We start from the raw sequence: 14,781 nt of genomic DNA, 5'->3' as shown, positions 1-14,781 counted from the left end.
AATGGATACTTTTTTTTACGTACTTAAAATATGTATTTGAGCGTTGATCTGCAAAACGGTCATTGCTAACCGTTATAACCAGTTTTCTCTTTTTAAAACATATCGTCTATCTATACAGTTATCCTCAGGGTTAAAAAATTCTTTTTCAATTGTAAAATACTTATTCAATATTTTTACTGATTTAACATTTTCAATACAAACGTCTGCAGTTATAAGGTTAGATTTCATTGTAACAAAACAATAATCGATAAGTCCTTTTGCTATTTCTGTCCCGTAACCATTGCCCCAGTACGTTTCAATAATTCGATAAACAATTTCATCTTCCTTATCATCATTTTTTAAAACACCACAAATTCCAATTAGTTTATTATTACCCTTTTGGCATAAGCACCAAATTTTAGTGTCTGATGATTTTTCCAATAGGATTAGTTCAGCCAATTTAGAAACGCTTTCTTTTTCGTTAAAAGGTTTTTGAGGAATCGGATTCATAACATTTGGATTACCCATTAACTCGAAAAATGCAGCTGCGTCATTTGTTTCTAGTTGTCTAACATATAGTTTTGTCGTTTCAAAAATCATATTAGTATCAGGCACTTGAGGCGTTTGTTGTTTTGCTTTGGTACTATTTTACATTATAGTTTGGGTCAAAATCTACCATCCATTCAATTCCATATTTATCTCTAAACATTCCGAAATAGGTACCCCAGGGGCTGTCTGCAATAGGCATTTCAATTTGTCCACCTGCTGATAGACCTTTAAATAATTTGTCTGCCTCTTCTTTACTTTCCGCGCTTATTACAATTTTACTTCTGTTCTCGTTTTCATTTGTTTTTCCCATAATTTCAGGAACATCATTTGCCATTAAAACAGTTTTTCCAATAGGCAAAGCAATGTGCATTATTTTATTTGCTTCACTTTCTGCGACTGGAAATTCAGTGTTTGCAAGTTCTTTGAAACGCATAATCTTTGCGAATTCTCCACCAAATACTGATTTGTAAAAGGTAAATGCTTCTTCGGCATTTCCGTTGAAGTTAATGTGAGGATTTATTTGTGCCATTAGTTTTATTTTTTGTTGTTATCCAAATGTACCGCTAAACCCTAAATAATTAAGGTGTAAAAGCGTCAAAAAAGGTGGTTGTGTGCGTCATCAGTATTTTGTGTTAGCCTAAATTGGCAAAGTTGGTACTTACAACGTCCCCTAAATAACATATAAACACAAAAAAGACCTGCGCAAAATAAAAATAACTCAATTTTTTTCATTAAACCTTTTTGTTTTGTATACTATTGATAATAAATAGCTTACAGATAAAATTATCCGACGTTAGTCGTTTGTTGTCGGTTATATTCGAATACAAATGTTTAAAAACCGAATAAAGTTTTTCACTCACCCCACCTTTGCATTGTCGATTTGAAATAACGCGGTTTGAATTCAGATTTTAAAAAGACACAAAAAAAACAGAGACATATTGCACAAATAACACTAATCCGTATTTGAGTAAAGAAGGTCAAAAAGAAAAATAAATAACAAGAAAGAACAATTAAAAAACAAAAAACCATGATGAACATTAAAAATCACGTACAATTAGTTGGACGTTTAGGTGCAAACCCAGAAGTAAAAGTATTAGAGAACGGAAACAAACTTGCTCGCTTTAATGTAGCAGTATCAGAAACCTACAAGACAAAAACAGGTGAAAAAGTAACCGATGTGCAATGGCACTCGATTGTTGCCTGGGGAAATTTAGCGGGTATCGCTGAAAAAATCCTTACAAAGGGTACACAGGTAACAGTGGACGGTAAATTATTCAACCACTCCTACATAAATAAAGAAGGTGTAAAACGCTCAAGTACAGAAATTGTAGCGAACGAATTATTTGTATTCGCTAAACAAGTGCAGGCTGCCTAGCATCTATAAACACTGAGTAACAGAGACACTGAGGCACAGAAAAAACCTCAGTGCCTCCGTGCCTTAGTCATCTGTGTTGAAAAAAGAGTACCGTGTAAGCGGAGGTAAAAATTAAAATAAATTAAAAAAACAAAAAATGATGAACATTAAAAATCACGTACAATTAGTTGGACGTTTAGGTGCAAACCCAGAAGTAAAAGTATTAGAGAACGGAAACAAACTTGCTCGCTTTAATATAGCAGTATCAGAAACCTACAAAACAAAAACAGGTGAAAAAGTAACCGATGTGCAATGGCACTCGATTATTGCCTGGGGAAATTTAGCGGGTATAGCAGAGAAAATCCTTACAAAGGGTACACAGGTAACAGTGGACGGTAAATTATTCAACCGCTCCTACGTAAATAAAGAAGGTGTAAAACGCTCTAGCACAGAAATTGTGGCGAACGAATTATTTGTATTCGCTAAACAAGTGCAGGCTGCCTAACATAAATAAACACTGAGTAGCAGAGACACTCAGGCATAGAGAAAACTCTCGGTGTCTCTGAGGCTCAGTCTCTCTGCGTTGAAAAAAAGAACACCGTGTAAGCGGAGCACAGTTAACAGAATAAAAAACACCACAGAAAAAACCTCAGTGCCTCTGTGCCTCAGTCCCTCTGTGTTAAAAGAAATGCACCGTATAAGCGGAGCTTAAATTATAAACCATAAAAAAACAAATATCATGAATGCAATAAACAAAGTACAATTAACAGGAAACCTAGGTAACGATCCTGAAATTAAAAATTTCGAAAACGGAAAACTTGCAAAATTCTCAATGGCTACAAAAGAGGAATTCACAACACGAAGTGGCGAAAGATCTTCCGACACACAATGGCATTACATCATTGCCTGGGGCAAAGTGGCAGAACGCGTTGAAAACGAGTTTAAAAAAGGAAGCTTCGTAAGCATAGAAGGAAAACTAGTAACCCGTAACTATACCGATAAAAACGGTCAGAAAAAATATGTGACCGAAGTGGTAGCTAACGAAGTAGCATTAAATCAAAAACAGTCCTAGCAAATTAAAGCTTCATCTGCATGAGGCAGGTGAAGCTTTAATTTAAGAAAGCTCGTTAATATCAAGTTCTTTGAGTTTAGGATTAATTTTATGAATCCCCAGTACAACTAAAATGGTCATGCCGCCTCCAAAAATAATAGAAGGAATAAGTCCCATAAACTTAGCCGTAACGCCGCTTTCAAAAGCACCAATTTCGTTACTGCTTCCAACAAAAATATTGTTGATGGCACTCACTCTTCCGCGCATGTTATTCGGTGTCATTAATTGCAAAATGCTATGACGCACTACAACGCTTACATTGTCGAAAGCGCCGGTAAAGAAAAGCATGGCACAGGCCATCCAATAACTTTTACTGAGTCCGAATAATATGGTAAAAATTCCAAATGCAATCACAGACCAAATTAATGCAATACCAGCTTTTTTTGCTGGAGGATATGCGGCCATAATAAAGGCTGAAACTACAGCGCCGATGGCTGGAGCGGTTCTTAATAAACCGTATGCCTCAGGACCAAGATGTAAAATTTTATCTGTAAAGGCTGGAATTAAAACGACTGCTCCACCGAAAAGAACCGCGAATAGGTCGAGTGAAATAGCACTGAGAACCATTTTAGTTTTGAAAACAAAATTGAGCCCCACTTTCATACTCTCAAAGACAGACTCACGCTTTTCACGATGTTCGGCAGCACCAGGATTGTTGATTCGGATAATTAAAATAAGCGAAATAAGAAATAAGACTATTTCAATAAAGTGACACCATTGCGCATTGTAACTGTTGTTATGCCCGTAAATTAAACCAGCTAACACGGGACCAAGAATAGCACCTGTATGCCAGGCGGTACTGTTCCAGGTGGCAGAGTGGGTGTAGTCTTTCCGCGGAACGAGTTGACTTAAATAGGGATTAGTAGTAGCACCTAAAAATGCACGAATGATCCCAAAAAGAAAAACAATAGAAAACAAAACACCAATTCCTGCACTGTGCAACAAATGAATGGTAGCTTGTGCATTTAAAAACAGAAACACGGCACCGAGCATTAATAGCATTGTACTGAGGAGAATAATTTTTTTCTTGGAAAAAAGATCCACATAATGTCCGCTAAAAAAGGAAGTAGCAATAAAGGGAATGGCTTCAGCAAGACCTATCAAACCTAAGATGAGCTCATCTTTTGAATACTCGTAATAGATTTGAAGATAAATGGTGCTGAACTGCATTTGTATTGCCAGCGTTAAGAACAAACGTACCAGAATAAATAAACGGAACTCTTTTATTTTAAAAACCTGAAGCGAATCAGTTTGGATGAAAGCCATAAATATGTCCCAAAATTAAACAAAACCTATTAAGCAGTATGGCTTAGCCAACAAATTAAATGAACAATTTATAAATTATTACAAAATATATGGAAGACTATTCAAAACACATTACCATTAAATCGCTGGCAGAAGACGATAGACCAAGAGAAAAATTTTCAGGATCGGGTAGACATACCCTGAGCGATGCAGAACTAATCGCCATTATCCTCGGTTCGGGCAATAGAAACGAAACGGCTGTTCAATTGGCACAGCGTATGTTATCGAATCATAGCAACAATATAAATGAATTAGCAAAATTGAGTCTCAACGATCTGAAAAAATTTAAAGGAATTGGCGAAGTTAAGGCAGTGACTATCTCCGCTGCCTTTGAGCTGGGTAGACGGAGGAAGGAATCTGAAACTATTGAACGAGTTAAAATCACTTCAAGCCATGTGGCTTATCAATTACTTCATAAACATTTAAGCGATTTACCACATGAGGAATTTTGGGTACTACTCTTAAACCGTGCCAATCAGGTGTTAAAGGAAGAACGCTTAAGTAAAGGAGGTGTTTCGGGAACAGTAGTTGACGTAAGACTTATTTGCAAAATGGCTGTTGAAAATGCAGCGAGTGGTTTAGTAATAGCACACAATCACCCGAGTGGACAAATTTTTCCGAGTGAACAAGATAAATCGATTACAAAAAAACTCAAAGAAGCGCTTAAATTATTTGATATTTCCTTGTTAGATCATGTGATTATTGGCGATCAAAAATATTTTAGTTTTTCGGATGATGGCTTAATTTGAGAATTAAACTTTTTTACTTACACCTAATCTATACTAAAAAATCAATAAGAAATAAACCCAATTATGAAATTTACCCAAGAACAAGAAGAAATCATCCATTCAACTGGAGATATTAAAATTAACGCTGTAGCCGGATCGGGCAAAACTACAACAATCATTGAGTATGCCAGACTCAGGCCGACAAATTCGAAAATACTTTATCTAGTGTTTAATAGATCTGTGAAAAAAGAAGCAGAGAAAAAATTCAGAGAGAAAAATATTTTTAATGTCAAGGTAGAAACAGCGCATTCTTTGGCATACAAACATATTATTGTGGGGAGTAACTATAAAGTGCGGCCAACTAGTTACAAAACTTATGAAGTGTCTGAAATTTTACGTCTTAATGGAGGCGGTGAGAAACATGCAGAGTATATGGTAGCCAATCATATCAATAAGTTTATATCTTATTTCTGTAATAGCGATAAACAAAAATTAAGTGATTTGAATTACTTAGACAGTATTAGTGATTATAAGGCTAGAGATTTTGTGAAACGTTATTATAATTATATCGAAAAACAAACCGCCAATTTACTAGAGAAAATGGAAATGGGTCAAATAGACATCACCCATGATTTTTATTTAAAAAAGTTTCATTTGCTAGCTCCACAACTAAAATACGATTTTATATTATTTGACGAAGGTCAGGACGCCTCTGCTGCAATACTTGATGTTTTTCTTAAACAAAGCGCAGTAAAAGTTATTGTAGGAGACACACATCAGCAGATTTATGCCTGGCGTCATGCAGTAAATTCACTCGAAAAAGTAAACTTCAAAACTTTTAATTTATCAAGCAGTTTTAGATTTGGTCAGGATATTGCAGATCTGGCAAACCGTGTTTTGATCTGGAAAAATCACATTGAGCAGCAAACTATTTTACCTCTTAAAGGGGAGGGTTTAGCTTGTGAAATAGAAAGTAAAGCAGTAATTGCTCGCACGAATTTAGGTTTACTGCTTGAAGCAATCAATTTTGTAATTGAAAAACGAAAAATAACGCGCATTTATTTTGAAGGAAACTTTAACTCTTACACTTATGCAGAAGATGGCGCTTCCTTGTACGATGTTCTTAATCTCTTTAATGGTAAACACCGTTTGATTCGTGATAAACTTATCAAGACAATGAGAACAATGGAGGATTTAGAAGAATATATCGATAAAACAGAAGATTCTCAATTAGGAATTATGGTGGAGATTGTGAAGGAATATGGAAATGCTATTCCTGTTTTAATAAAAGAAATTAAATCTAAACACGTCGGCGATTCTGAGAAAGATAAAGCAGAGATCGTTTTTTCGACTGTACATCGCTGCAAAGGCATGGAGTATGATGCCATTCAACTAGCTAATGATTTTATTACAGAAAATAAAATACTTGAGTTGAAGAAAAAGGTACGTGAAGAACAAGCTAAAATTAAATTGATGGAAGAAGTTAATCTACTTTACGTGGCTTTAACCCGAACAAAGAACTCTATTCATATTCATTCAACTACTTTACCCGAAGGGTTTCGCAAGTCTCCAGTAATTCACTGCATAAAACCAGATACAAAAACCGATGAAATGATAGACTCTTTAAAATCTGAAATGCCCGCAGAGGATATTCAAAGTCCCGTCAATGAGAAATCGTACTCCGTGGAAAAAATCAGGGAAAAATACAAAGTTGCTTATATGCCTTGGACTCCTGAAATGGATCAGGAACTAGTGGCAATGATATCTTCAGATAGATCGGTTAAACAAATAGTAGAACTCCTAGAAAGAAGTAAGGGCGCTATTTATTCAAGGATTAAGAAATTGGAATTAGAGAAAAAGGAAATTCAATAGGCTTAATAGTGCAGTTATTTGGAATCTAACTTGCATCAAAAACACACTAAAATACTTCTGTAAATGTTCACTCATTAGCTAATTTTGTAATGGATTATCTGAAATTCAACAGACACTAAAAAAAGGTATTTCCATGAAAAAGACAAGTAAAAGTCTCACATCGTTGAGCCAACACATAGAAAAACAATACGGCAAACGCGGAACAAAAAAACGAGAAGTTTTTGAGACTGGTTTTGAGGCATTCAAACTAGGAGTTATGTTGCAGGAAATGCGCAAAGAACAAGGTATGACGTAGGAACAACTAGCTGACTGTGCGGCACCACTAAACCGTACATTTCGCGAATTGAAAATAATGTAAGTGACATAAGACTATCTACACTCATTAGAATTATCAGCGAAGGCCTTGGAGGTAACTTAAAACTTTTAGTTGAGTTATAAGCTTAAAAGCTACTTTGCCTTAAACGAGTCTAATGCATTACAATAATTTTTTTAGACACAGTTGAACCTGCATCATCAAATTGAACTTTTAGAAAGTAAATCCCTGCATTTAATTTTTCAGTCATGATTTTTATTTCTGTTTCATTCGAACGAGGGCTGATAGTTTGAATTACTTTTCCTTCAAGATTGCACAAATCAACTTGTTTTAATTGTTGCCCACTTACTGTTATTACTTCGCTTGCAGGATTAGGAAAAATCTGTATCCCAACAGAACGATTAATTTCTTTTACTCCAACTAATAATGGATTCCAACCAATTTCTCTTAAAATACCCATTTCCCAAGGGGCTGGAATTCTAACAGTATCTCCATTTCCCCAATAATAGGACATAATAGTCTTCGCATAAGAGTTGTGAATGTGTAACAAATCTTCACCGAATGAAAAACTTCCGGTTCCACCAGATACACGCACTGGAGTATTTGAGTGAGAAGGATTTGCGAACATGGGGCCGCTAAAATATAAAGGCCCGTTATTTATACTATCTCCTAAATCAAATGAGTCAAATGCTGCCGAAGTTATTAACTTGTTACCTGAACTTTTTGTGATGTAAGTGTCGTAAATACTTGGAACACTATCTTGTCCCCTCCATGGAAAGGAGGCCGTTAAGGGGAAAATAGCACTCGGTGGTACATTACCGAATGAGCCTTTTCCAGAACCATCTACATTGCCATCACTGTAAAAACCTAAACCGTGACCTATTTCGTGCATCGCTGTTGAAATAAAATCCATTTGCGAAAAAGAAGGTTTGCTGGTTCCAAAATAAAACGAGGTAGCTAAATTGAAATAAATATCCATATCGTACTCGCCGCTATTCACTTCGGTTCCAGCAAGCTGATTGGCTAATGCAGTTGTATATAAAATATTGGAATAGGGTGCATTGCTAAAATTCTTTCTACCATTTGCGAGCGTGATGGCCGAAAAAGGCAAGAAAGAGGCGTTAACCGTAAACACGTTTACCTTAATCGGAATGTCTATTTGGATGTGATTACTCCATTTCTGTCCTGCCAAAGTGAGTGCTTGTAACATACCGTTTGGAATGGTGCCGTTGATGTTAAAAGAAAATGTACTTACCTGACTGTTTAGTAAAGAAGAAGTGAGGAATAAAAGAATAAAAATGTTGTTTTTCATGGTATTAGATCTGTAGATTAAAAATAACAATTATAAGCACATAGTGGTATGATTTTTTTGAATGGAATGGCTCCGTCAATTTTTTACTTTTTTTCGTCATAAACAATTACAAGTTCATAAGATCATCTGCGGTAACATAGGCTTAATAATTTGATAAATGTGCACTGGTATGTTTGTATCAATAAAAACAAATAACGCAATCGCATGGAAACATTAAACCGAAAAAAATTTCTTAAGCTCGTTGGACTTGCTTCAATAGGAGTCTTAATTTCTGAACTTAATGCTACGTCCATTCCTTTTAGTGGAAACGATGGCAAACTATTTTCGCCTGAACCTTTGCGAGTAGCGCATCTCACAGATATTCATATTCAAAATGGTTTAGAACCAGAACGCGGCTTTGCATCTTGTTTAAATGCTGTAAATTCTTTGCCACATAAACCTGATCTTATCATTAATGGCGGCGATGCGATTATGAATTCTGCTTTAACCTTTTCAAAAGAAAAAGTTAACAAGCAATGGGAATTATTTCATGCTCTATTAAAGAGCGATAATTCAATTACTGTTAAACATTGTATTGGTAATCACGATTTAGTTGGTTGGCCAGTTGCAAAATGTTCAGAGGCAGAAAGTAAATTTAGGGCTATGGATGAGTATTCTATCAGCAAGCCTTATTATTCTTTTACAAAAGGTAAGTGGAAGTTTATAGTATTAGATAGTATTCAATGTAAAAATTCTATTCCCGGTTATTCTGCGAGGTTAGACAGCGTGCAAATGATTTGGTTGGAGGAAGAACTAAAAGATACACCACCAGATTTTTTTATTTGCATTGTATCTCACGTACCTATTCTTGCAATATGTACTTTATTTGATACAACATTTAGTAATAAAAAACATAGAACTGTGCCTGATAATTTATTACACGGCGACGCAGCAGAGCTTACAAATTTGTTTTATCGGTATCCAAATGTTAAGGCATGTTTAAGCGGACATATTCATATGATTGACCATGTTAACTATTTGGGTGTGGATTATTTTTGTAATGGTGCGGTGAGTGGTTCTTGGTGGAAGGGCAATCATCATCAGTTTCCGCCTTCTTTTTCTATGATGAATTTTTTTGAAGATGGGAAAGTAGCGCGCGAAGTCAATTATTATGACGTTAAAGATGCGGCCCTGATAAGCAAGATTAACTAAAAAATTATGAATGAAATACTTTTTAAAATCAACCTAACGCTAAAAGCTGGCTTGCTATGGGGAGCAATGGGCGCATTATTTAGTATTGCGTTGATAAAATTAACTCACAATGGAAGTTATTTGATGTGCCTTCCTGCTTTGGTTTGCATGGTTATTTCTGTTTATATGTGCGTGTCAGATCTTGAAAGTAATTATTTTCATGTGTTTTCTTCCTCCTTGTATACAGCTCTTGTTACCCTGGTTTTTTCATATTTGATCCTGACATTTTTTTACGCCTTAACTCCAATCCTCACTTTCTCTTATCTATTGCGCCTGAGTGAAATTTTAATTGCTGGAATAGTTTGCAGTGCTTTTTTTGCAAGAAGTAGATATTAAGCGGAAATCGGCAAATCAAGTCTATAATAAGTACTAGACTTAAGTTTTCTAGTAAAAAAATAGAAGGTATATTTGCAGGACTAATTCTATTATGCTAAAACTTGTTACAATCATCGGTGCCCGCCCACAAATTATTAAAGCTGCAGCATTGAGCAGAGCCATTAAAAATAATTTCAGTTCACAACTACAAGAAATCATTGTTCACACCGGACAACATTATGACGCTAATATGAGTCAGGTGTTTTTTGATGAACTAGGAATTCCTGCGCCGAATTATAATTTAAATGTCGGAAGTGGTAATCACGGAAAACAAACCGCCATTATGTTAGCAGGTATTGAAGAAGTGCTAGTAAAAGAACAACCAAATGCCATTGTACTTTATGGAGATACCAATTCTACTTTGGCGGGAGCCATTGCCGCGAGTAAAATTCATGTTCCTGTTGTTCATATTGAAGCAGGTTTGCGCTCATACAGCAAGGCCATGCCTGAAGAAGTGAATCGAATTATGTGTGATCACGTAAGTACGTTTTTATTTTCGCCGACTAAAACAGGATTTGATAATTTGGTAAAAGAAGGGTTTAATAAAAACGCAGTAGCACCTTTTACGGCCGATAATCCTAAGATTTACCATTGCGGAGATGTGATGTACGATAACAGTCTTTATTTTAGTTCGGTTTCAGAAAGTAAAACAAACATTCTTGAAAAATTGAAACTTAAAAAAAATAAATTTATTCTCGCAACCATTCATCGCAATAATAATACAGATGAACCACTGCGTTTAAATTCACTTTTTAAATCACTACAAGATATTTCGGTGAAACATAATTTAGAAGTTGTTTTGCCTTTGCATCCTAGAACTGCTAAACTCATTGAAACAAACCTGGACAAGGATTTGTATGCAAAGATTAAAACAAATACAAAATTTAAAATTACGGAGCCGGCATCATTTTTAGAAATGGTGGCGCTTGAAAAAAACTGTAAACTTGTAATGACCGATAGCGGTGGAGTTCAGAAAGAAGCGTTTTATTTTGAAAAGCCTTGTGTGATTTTACGTCCTGAAACAGAATGGGTAGAGCTTGTGGAATGTGGCGCTGCCATTGTTACCGATGCAGATGAAAGCCGCATTAAAGATGCCTTTGAAAAACTAAATTCAAAAACTGACCTTAAATTTCCAAAACTTTATGGTGATGGAAAAGCAGCAGAGTTTATTTGTAATGAGTTGGTTCATCATTTGTAGACCTTAATTTATAAGGTTTGATTAATCTAATTATACTTGATTGCAGAACTTAAAGGATCGACTGCTTTTATATAAGGAAAAGTCAACCCGATTTTTTGAAAGTCTGACTAACGAGATACCGCGTGAGGCATGGAAGTGGTAGCCCGGTGAAGTAAGGCTTTAGCGAGGTGAAGCGACGGAGGCTTTGGAACAAAGACCCCGTACGTGACTTTTTAACTCGCTTAAGCCTTACAAGACGGCTATAACGAACAGGCCGACCCCATGAGGTAAAAGGCTTGCAGTATGATTTGAACAGCCTTTTTACTTCATGGGGGCACGCCCAAAAGAATCTAAAGAATAAGAATGTGAGTTAGTGAGACCGGAAAAGTAGGGATTGATTAAAACTAAACGACCGCTTCTTTTTTTCTTTCGCCAATCTGCTGTCTCCACATCGCATAGTACAAACCCTTTTCAGCCAGCAAATCTTCGTGTTTACCTTTTTCAACCATACCGCCTTGCTCTAAAACATAAATAGTATCAGCATGCATAATGGTAGACAAACGGTGCGCAATCAAAATTGTAATCTGCGATTTTGTTGCACTCAAAGCACGCATGGTTTCCGATATTTCTTCTTCAGTAATAGAATCAAGTGCTGATGTAGCCTCATCAAAAATTAATAATTTAGGATTTCTCAATAAAGCGCGTGCAATAGACAAACGTTGTTTTTCACCACCGCTTAATTTTATACCACCTTCACCAATCGTAGCGTAAATGCCATTTCCAGCACGGTTTAAAATAGTGTGACAAGCTGCTTTTCTTAATACTTCCAGTAATTCGTCATCTGTTGCATTAGGACGAACAAACAGTAAATTATCTTTAATTGTACCACTAAACAATTGTGAATCTTGAGAAACCAAACCCAGCTGCATGCGCAACTCCGTTAGATTTATTTTTGTGGATTCAATGTTATTGTACAACACTTTTCCTTTGTTTGGTTGGTAAAGTCCCAATAAAAGTTTCACTAGCGTTGTTTTGCCACTACCGCTCGGACCAACAAAGGCAATGGTTTCACCCTTTTTAATATTTAAATTAATGTTTTTTACAGCATAGCCTTTGTCAACATTGTGACCAAAAGAAACATCCTGAAAGTGTACGTGTTCAATTTCACCAAGTTTTGAAGGACTTACCGGGACAACTTCTGATTCAGCGTTAATAAGCTTGGCAAAATTATCCATACTTACTTTTGTTTCGTTGTATACGGCAATTACATTCCCTAATTCCTGTAAAGGATTAAAAATGAAGAAGGAGAAAAACATCAAGGTGATTAAATCTCCAACCTTTATCACACCTTGAAATACAAAACAATACAAAGCGAAAATTAGTCCTGTTCTTACCAAATGCACTGTCGTACCTTGTATAAAACTTAACGAACGAATAAAGCGTACTTTTTTTAATTCCAGACCTAGAATTTTTAGAGTTGTTGTATTCAAACGTTTCTCTTCTTGTTCAACGAGTCCAAGACTTTTTACCAATTCTATGTTTCTTAACGATTCAGTTGTAGCACCAGCAAGCGCGGTTGTTTCACCTAAAATTTGCTTGGAAATGGTTTTTATTTTTTTTCCTAAAAATGAACTGATACTTGCAATAATAGGAACGGTAGCTAAATACAAGGGGCCCAATAGCCAGTGAATATTAATGGCGTAAATGAAAACAAAAATAACACCGATTAAAGATTGAAAAACTAGCGTGATAAAAAGGTTTACAAATTTTTCGGTGTCTGTTTTTACTTTTTGAAGTTTGCCTAAAGTTTCACCACTGCGTTGATCTTCAAAATCTTTGTAGGGTAATGAAAGAGCTTTTTTAATACCGTCAGTGTACATTTGTGCACCTGTGCGTTGAATGACGATGTTTGTAAAATAATCCTGGAAATTTTTGGCAATACGCGACATCATGGCAGCTCCAATAGATAATCCTAGAAAAACAGAAATGTTCTTGATAAAATCATTCATGTCGGCACCAAGCTTCCAAAAATAAGTCCCTTCGGTTTCGTGTGGTTGACCAAATTTATTGATCAATTTACCCGTAATAATAGAATCGCAAAGAGAGAAACACTGATTAATTGTTGCAAGGATAAGCGCAATGATTAAGAGTTTCTTATGTTGTTTAAGATAAGTTAAGAGTATTTTCATAAAATAAAATGAGGAGCAAAGTTAGAAAGATTTACTTCGATCTCATTTGAAAAAATACGACTAATGTTAAATAATGCAAGCGCTTTAATGGAGTAAGTTAAAACTATAATTATTTACTGCACATAAAGTGAAAGTAGAGTGGGGTAGGCTATACCATGGGCAGTAAATACAGGTGTATTAAATTTACTATCGTAATAACTCGAACCAAGTGTAGAAACAGGATAAATTCTCATGTACACAATCGAATCTTTTTTAAAGTTATACGTGTCTTTTAGCAGAGAGTAGGAGAAGAAACGTTTAAAATCGCTGGTATCGGCACGTGAAGCCGTCACATAATTTAAGTAGGTTGCCGGAAAATCGATATCCAAATTTTGCGTTTTTCCAAATATGGCAACAACCATTGCTTTTTTATTTTGTACTGAAGCAGAGGCGCCGTAATAAATACCTTTTAATGTCCCATTAAACCAAGATGTATCTTTCGCATAAACCATGTCAAGTGAAAAGGTCGGGATGTCGGCTACAGAAATATCATACTTTACGGTATCTCCAAGCGTATAAATAAGTTTTTGTTTTTTAATTAAACCGCAACCGGGTTTGTTAAAAACAAGCGTATAGGTATTGCTAGTAACACCACTTAATGTGTAACTACCAAGCGCATCGGTAACAGTTGAAAAACCATATCCTTCAATACTTACGGTTGTTGTATTTAAATTGCTAGTGTAAGCTGTTCCAAACTGATCGTAATGTGTCACCTTTCCACTTATATCACCTGTATTTACTACTGGAGGAAGCGGAGGTGGTTCTTTTGGTTCTTCTTTTTTACAGGAAAATAAAGTAACAAGGCAAAGAAGGGCAGTTAAAATTCGTTTCATTTTATATCGTTACAGCAAAGGTAAGGATAGTTTTTTGGTTTGAATTATGTGGTGCTATTTTATTTGTAAGTGGTCAATAACTATTGGACTAGCTCACAGAACTATGAAAACTGTTATTAATTAAACCACATAGAAGAAACATAGGCTTATTGAATAATATTAAAGTGATTTTAAGGAAACATAGTTCCGAAAGCTATCGAATTGAAGCGAAGCTTCAAATCTATGTGTCTCTATGTTATTGGCATTTAGTTGATCCTATGGCCCTATGTGGTTATGTTTTGCATACACCTCCTTTAGCCCTTTAACTTTTTGGTAAAAACAAGCACTATTCAACACGCAGATACTGAGACACTGAGGGAATTTAGAAAAACTCCGTGATTAAATAGAACAGGAACCACAGAGTACCGCGGAGAAG

General features: G+C 35.6%; 16 protein-coding genes. 10 read left to right on the top strand and 6 right to left on the bottom strand.

Annotated elements, in window-relative coordinates:
* Window positions 1-72: 72 nt before the first annotated feature.
* Together P2086_RS17015 and P2086_RS17010 are read right to left on the bottom strand one after the other, a co-directional pair.
* The gene (locus P2086_RS17015) at window positions 73-594 is read right to left on the bottom strand and encodes a GNAT family N-acetyltransferase (RefSeq protein WP_317897960.1); all 522 of its coding nucleotides are present in this window, start codon (window positions 592-594) and stop codon (window positions 73-75) included.
* Between the two features lie 28 nt (window positions 595-622).
* On the bottom strand, window positions 623-1,057 hold the full coding sequence (locus tag P2086_RS17010; RefSeq protein ID WP_317897959.1) for a VOC family protein: 435 nt from the start codon (window positions 1,055-1,057) through the stop codon (window positions 623-625).
* A gap of 498 nt (window positions 1,058-1,555) precedes the next feature.
* On the opposite strand from P2086_RS17010, the gene P2086_RS17005 reads away from it, so the two are divergent.
* From P2086_RS17005 to P2086_RS16995, 3 genes are all read left to right on the top strand, one after another.
* Window positions 1,556-1,903 carry a single-stranded DNA-binding protein gene (locus P2086_RS17005; RefSeq protein ID WP_317897958.1) on the top strand — a complete coding sequence of 116 codons (348 nt, stop codon included), beginning with the start codon at window positions 1,556-1,558 and terminating at the stop codon, window positions 1,901-1,903.
* A gap of 136 nt (window positions 1,904-2,039) precedes the next feature.
* Window positions 2,040-2,387 carry a single-stranded DNA-binding protein gene (locus tag P2086_RS17000; RefSeq protein ID WP_317897957.1) on the top strand — a complete coding sequence of 116 codons (348 nt, stop codon included), beginning with the start codon at window positions 2,040-2,042 and terminating at the stop codon, window positions 2,385-2,387.
* Window positions 2,388-2,621: 234 nt separating this feature from the next.
* On the top strand, window positions 2,622-2,954 hold the full coding sequence (locus P2086_RS16995) for a single-stranded DNA-binding protein (protein ID WP_317897956.1): 333 nt from the start codon (window positions 2,622-2,624) through the stop codon (window positions 2,952-2,954).
* A gap of 42 nt (window positions 2,955-2,996) precedes the next feature.
* Here the strand turns inward: P2086_RS16995 and P2086_RS16990 are convergent, their stop codons facing one another.
* Window positions 2,997-4,259 carry an MFS transporter gene (locus P2086_RS16990; RefSeq protein ID WP_317897955.1) on the bottom strand — a complete coding sequence of 421 codons (1,263 nt, stop codon included), beginning with the start codon at window positions 4,257-4,259 and terminating at the stop codon, window positions 2,997-2,999.
* Window positions 4,260-4,348: 89 nt separating this feature from the next.
* Between P2086_RS16990 and radC the strand changes: the two genes are divergently transcribed.
* The 4 genes from radC (at window position 4,349) to P2086_RS19100 (ending at window position 7,336) form a co-directional block, all read left to right on the top strand.
* Window positions 4,349-5,047: a RadC family protein gene (radC, locus tag P2086_RS16985; RefSeq protein WP_317897954.1), complete on the top strand. Its 699-nt coding sequence runs from the start codon at window positions 4,349-4,351 to the stop codon at window positions 5,045-5,047.
* Window positions 5,048-5,110: 63 nt separating this feature from the next.
* On the top strand, window positions 5,111-6,898 hold the full coding sequence (locus P2086_RS16980) for a UvrD-helicase domain-containing protein (RefSeq protein ID WP_317897953.1): 1,788 nt from the start codon (window positions 5,111-5,113) through the stop codon (window positions 6,896-6,898).
* Between the two features lie 133 nt (window positions 6,899-7,031).
* Window positions 7,032-7,193 (top strand): hypothetical protein, encoded by a 162-nt coding sequence (locus tag P2086_RS16975; protein ID WP_317897952.1) that lies wholly within the window; start codon window positions 7,032-7,034, stop codon window positions 7,191-7,193.
* 14 nt (window positions 7,194-7,207) lie between these two features.
* The gene (locus P2086_RS19100) at window positions 7,208-7,336 is read left to right on the top strand and encodes a helix-turn-helix domain-containing protein (protein WP_396127479.1); all 129 of its coding nucleotides are present in this window, start codon (window positions 7,208-7,210) and stop codon (window positions 7,334-7,336) included.
* A 29-nt stretch (window positions 7,337-7,365) separates the two neighbouring features.
* Here P2086_RS19100 and P2086_RS16970 read toward each other — a convergent pair whose 3' ends face one another.
* Window positions 7,366-8,523, bottom strand: a complete 1,158-nt coding sequence (locus P2086_RS16970; RefSeq protein ID WP_317897951.1) for a T9SS type A sorting domain-containing protein — start codon at window positions 8,521-8,523, stop codon at window positions 7,366-7,368.
* A 204-nt stretch (window positions 8,524-8,727) separates the two neighbouring features.
* Between P2086_RS16970 and P2086_RS16965 the strand changes: the two genes are divergently transcribed.
* From P2086_RS16965 to wecB, 3 genes are all read left to right on the top strand, one after another.
* Window positions 8,728-9,714 (top strand): metallophosphoesterase family protein, encoded by a 987-nt coding sequence (locus P2086_RS16965; protein WP_317897950.1) that lies wholly within the window; start codon window positions 8,728-8,730, stop codon window positions 9,712-9,714.
* Between the two features lie 6 nt (window positions 9,715-9,720).
* Window positions 9,721-10,089, top strand: a complete 369-nt coding sequence (locus P2086_RS16960; RefSeq protein WP_317897949.1) for a hypothetical protein — start codon at window positions 9,721-9,723, stop codon at window positions 10,087-10,089.
* A 91-nt stretch (window positions 10,090-10,180) separates the two neighbouring features.
* Window positions 10,181-11,326: a non-hydrolyzing UDP-N-acetylglucosamine 2-epimerase gene (gene wecB / locus P2086_RS16955; RefSeq protein ID WP_317897948.1), complete on the top strand. Its 1,146-nt coding sequence runs from the start codon at window positions 10,181-10,183 to the stop codon at window positions 11,324-11,326.
* Window positions 11,327-11,709: 383 nt separating this feature from the next.
* Here the strand turns inward: wecB and P2086_RS16950 are convergent, their stop codons facing one another.
* Both P2086_RS16950 and P2086_RS16945 read right to left on the bottom strand, forming a co-directional pair.
* Window positions 11,710-13,494, bottom strand: a complete 1,785-nt coding sequence (locus P2086_RS16950; RefSeq protein ID WP_317897947.1) for an ABC transporter ATP-binding protein — start codon at window positions 13,492-13,494, stop codon at window positions 11,710-11,712.
* Between the two features lie 113 nt (window positions 13,495-13,607).
* Window positions 13,608-14,366 carry a peptidase associated/transthyretin-like domain-containing protein gene (locus tag P2086_RS16945; protein ID WP_317897946.1) on the bottom strand — a complete coding sequence of 253 codons (759 nt, stop codon included), beginning with the start codon at window positions 14,364-14,366 and terminating at the stop codon, window positions 13,608-13,610.
* Window positions 14,367-14,781: the final 415 nt, after the last annotated feature.

Origin of the sequence: Aurantibacillus circumpalustris, assembly GCF_029625215.1 — a bacterium.
Taxonomy (GTDB): Bacteria; Bacteroidota; Bacteroidia; order B-17B0; family Aurantibacillaceae; genus Aurantibacillus; species Aurantibacillus circumpalustris.
Note: the sequence above shows the minus strand (reverse complement) of the source record. Positions and strands in the feature narration are given on the sequence as shown.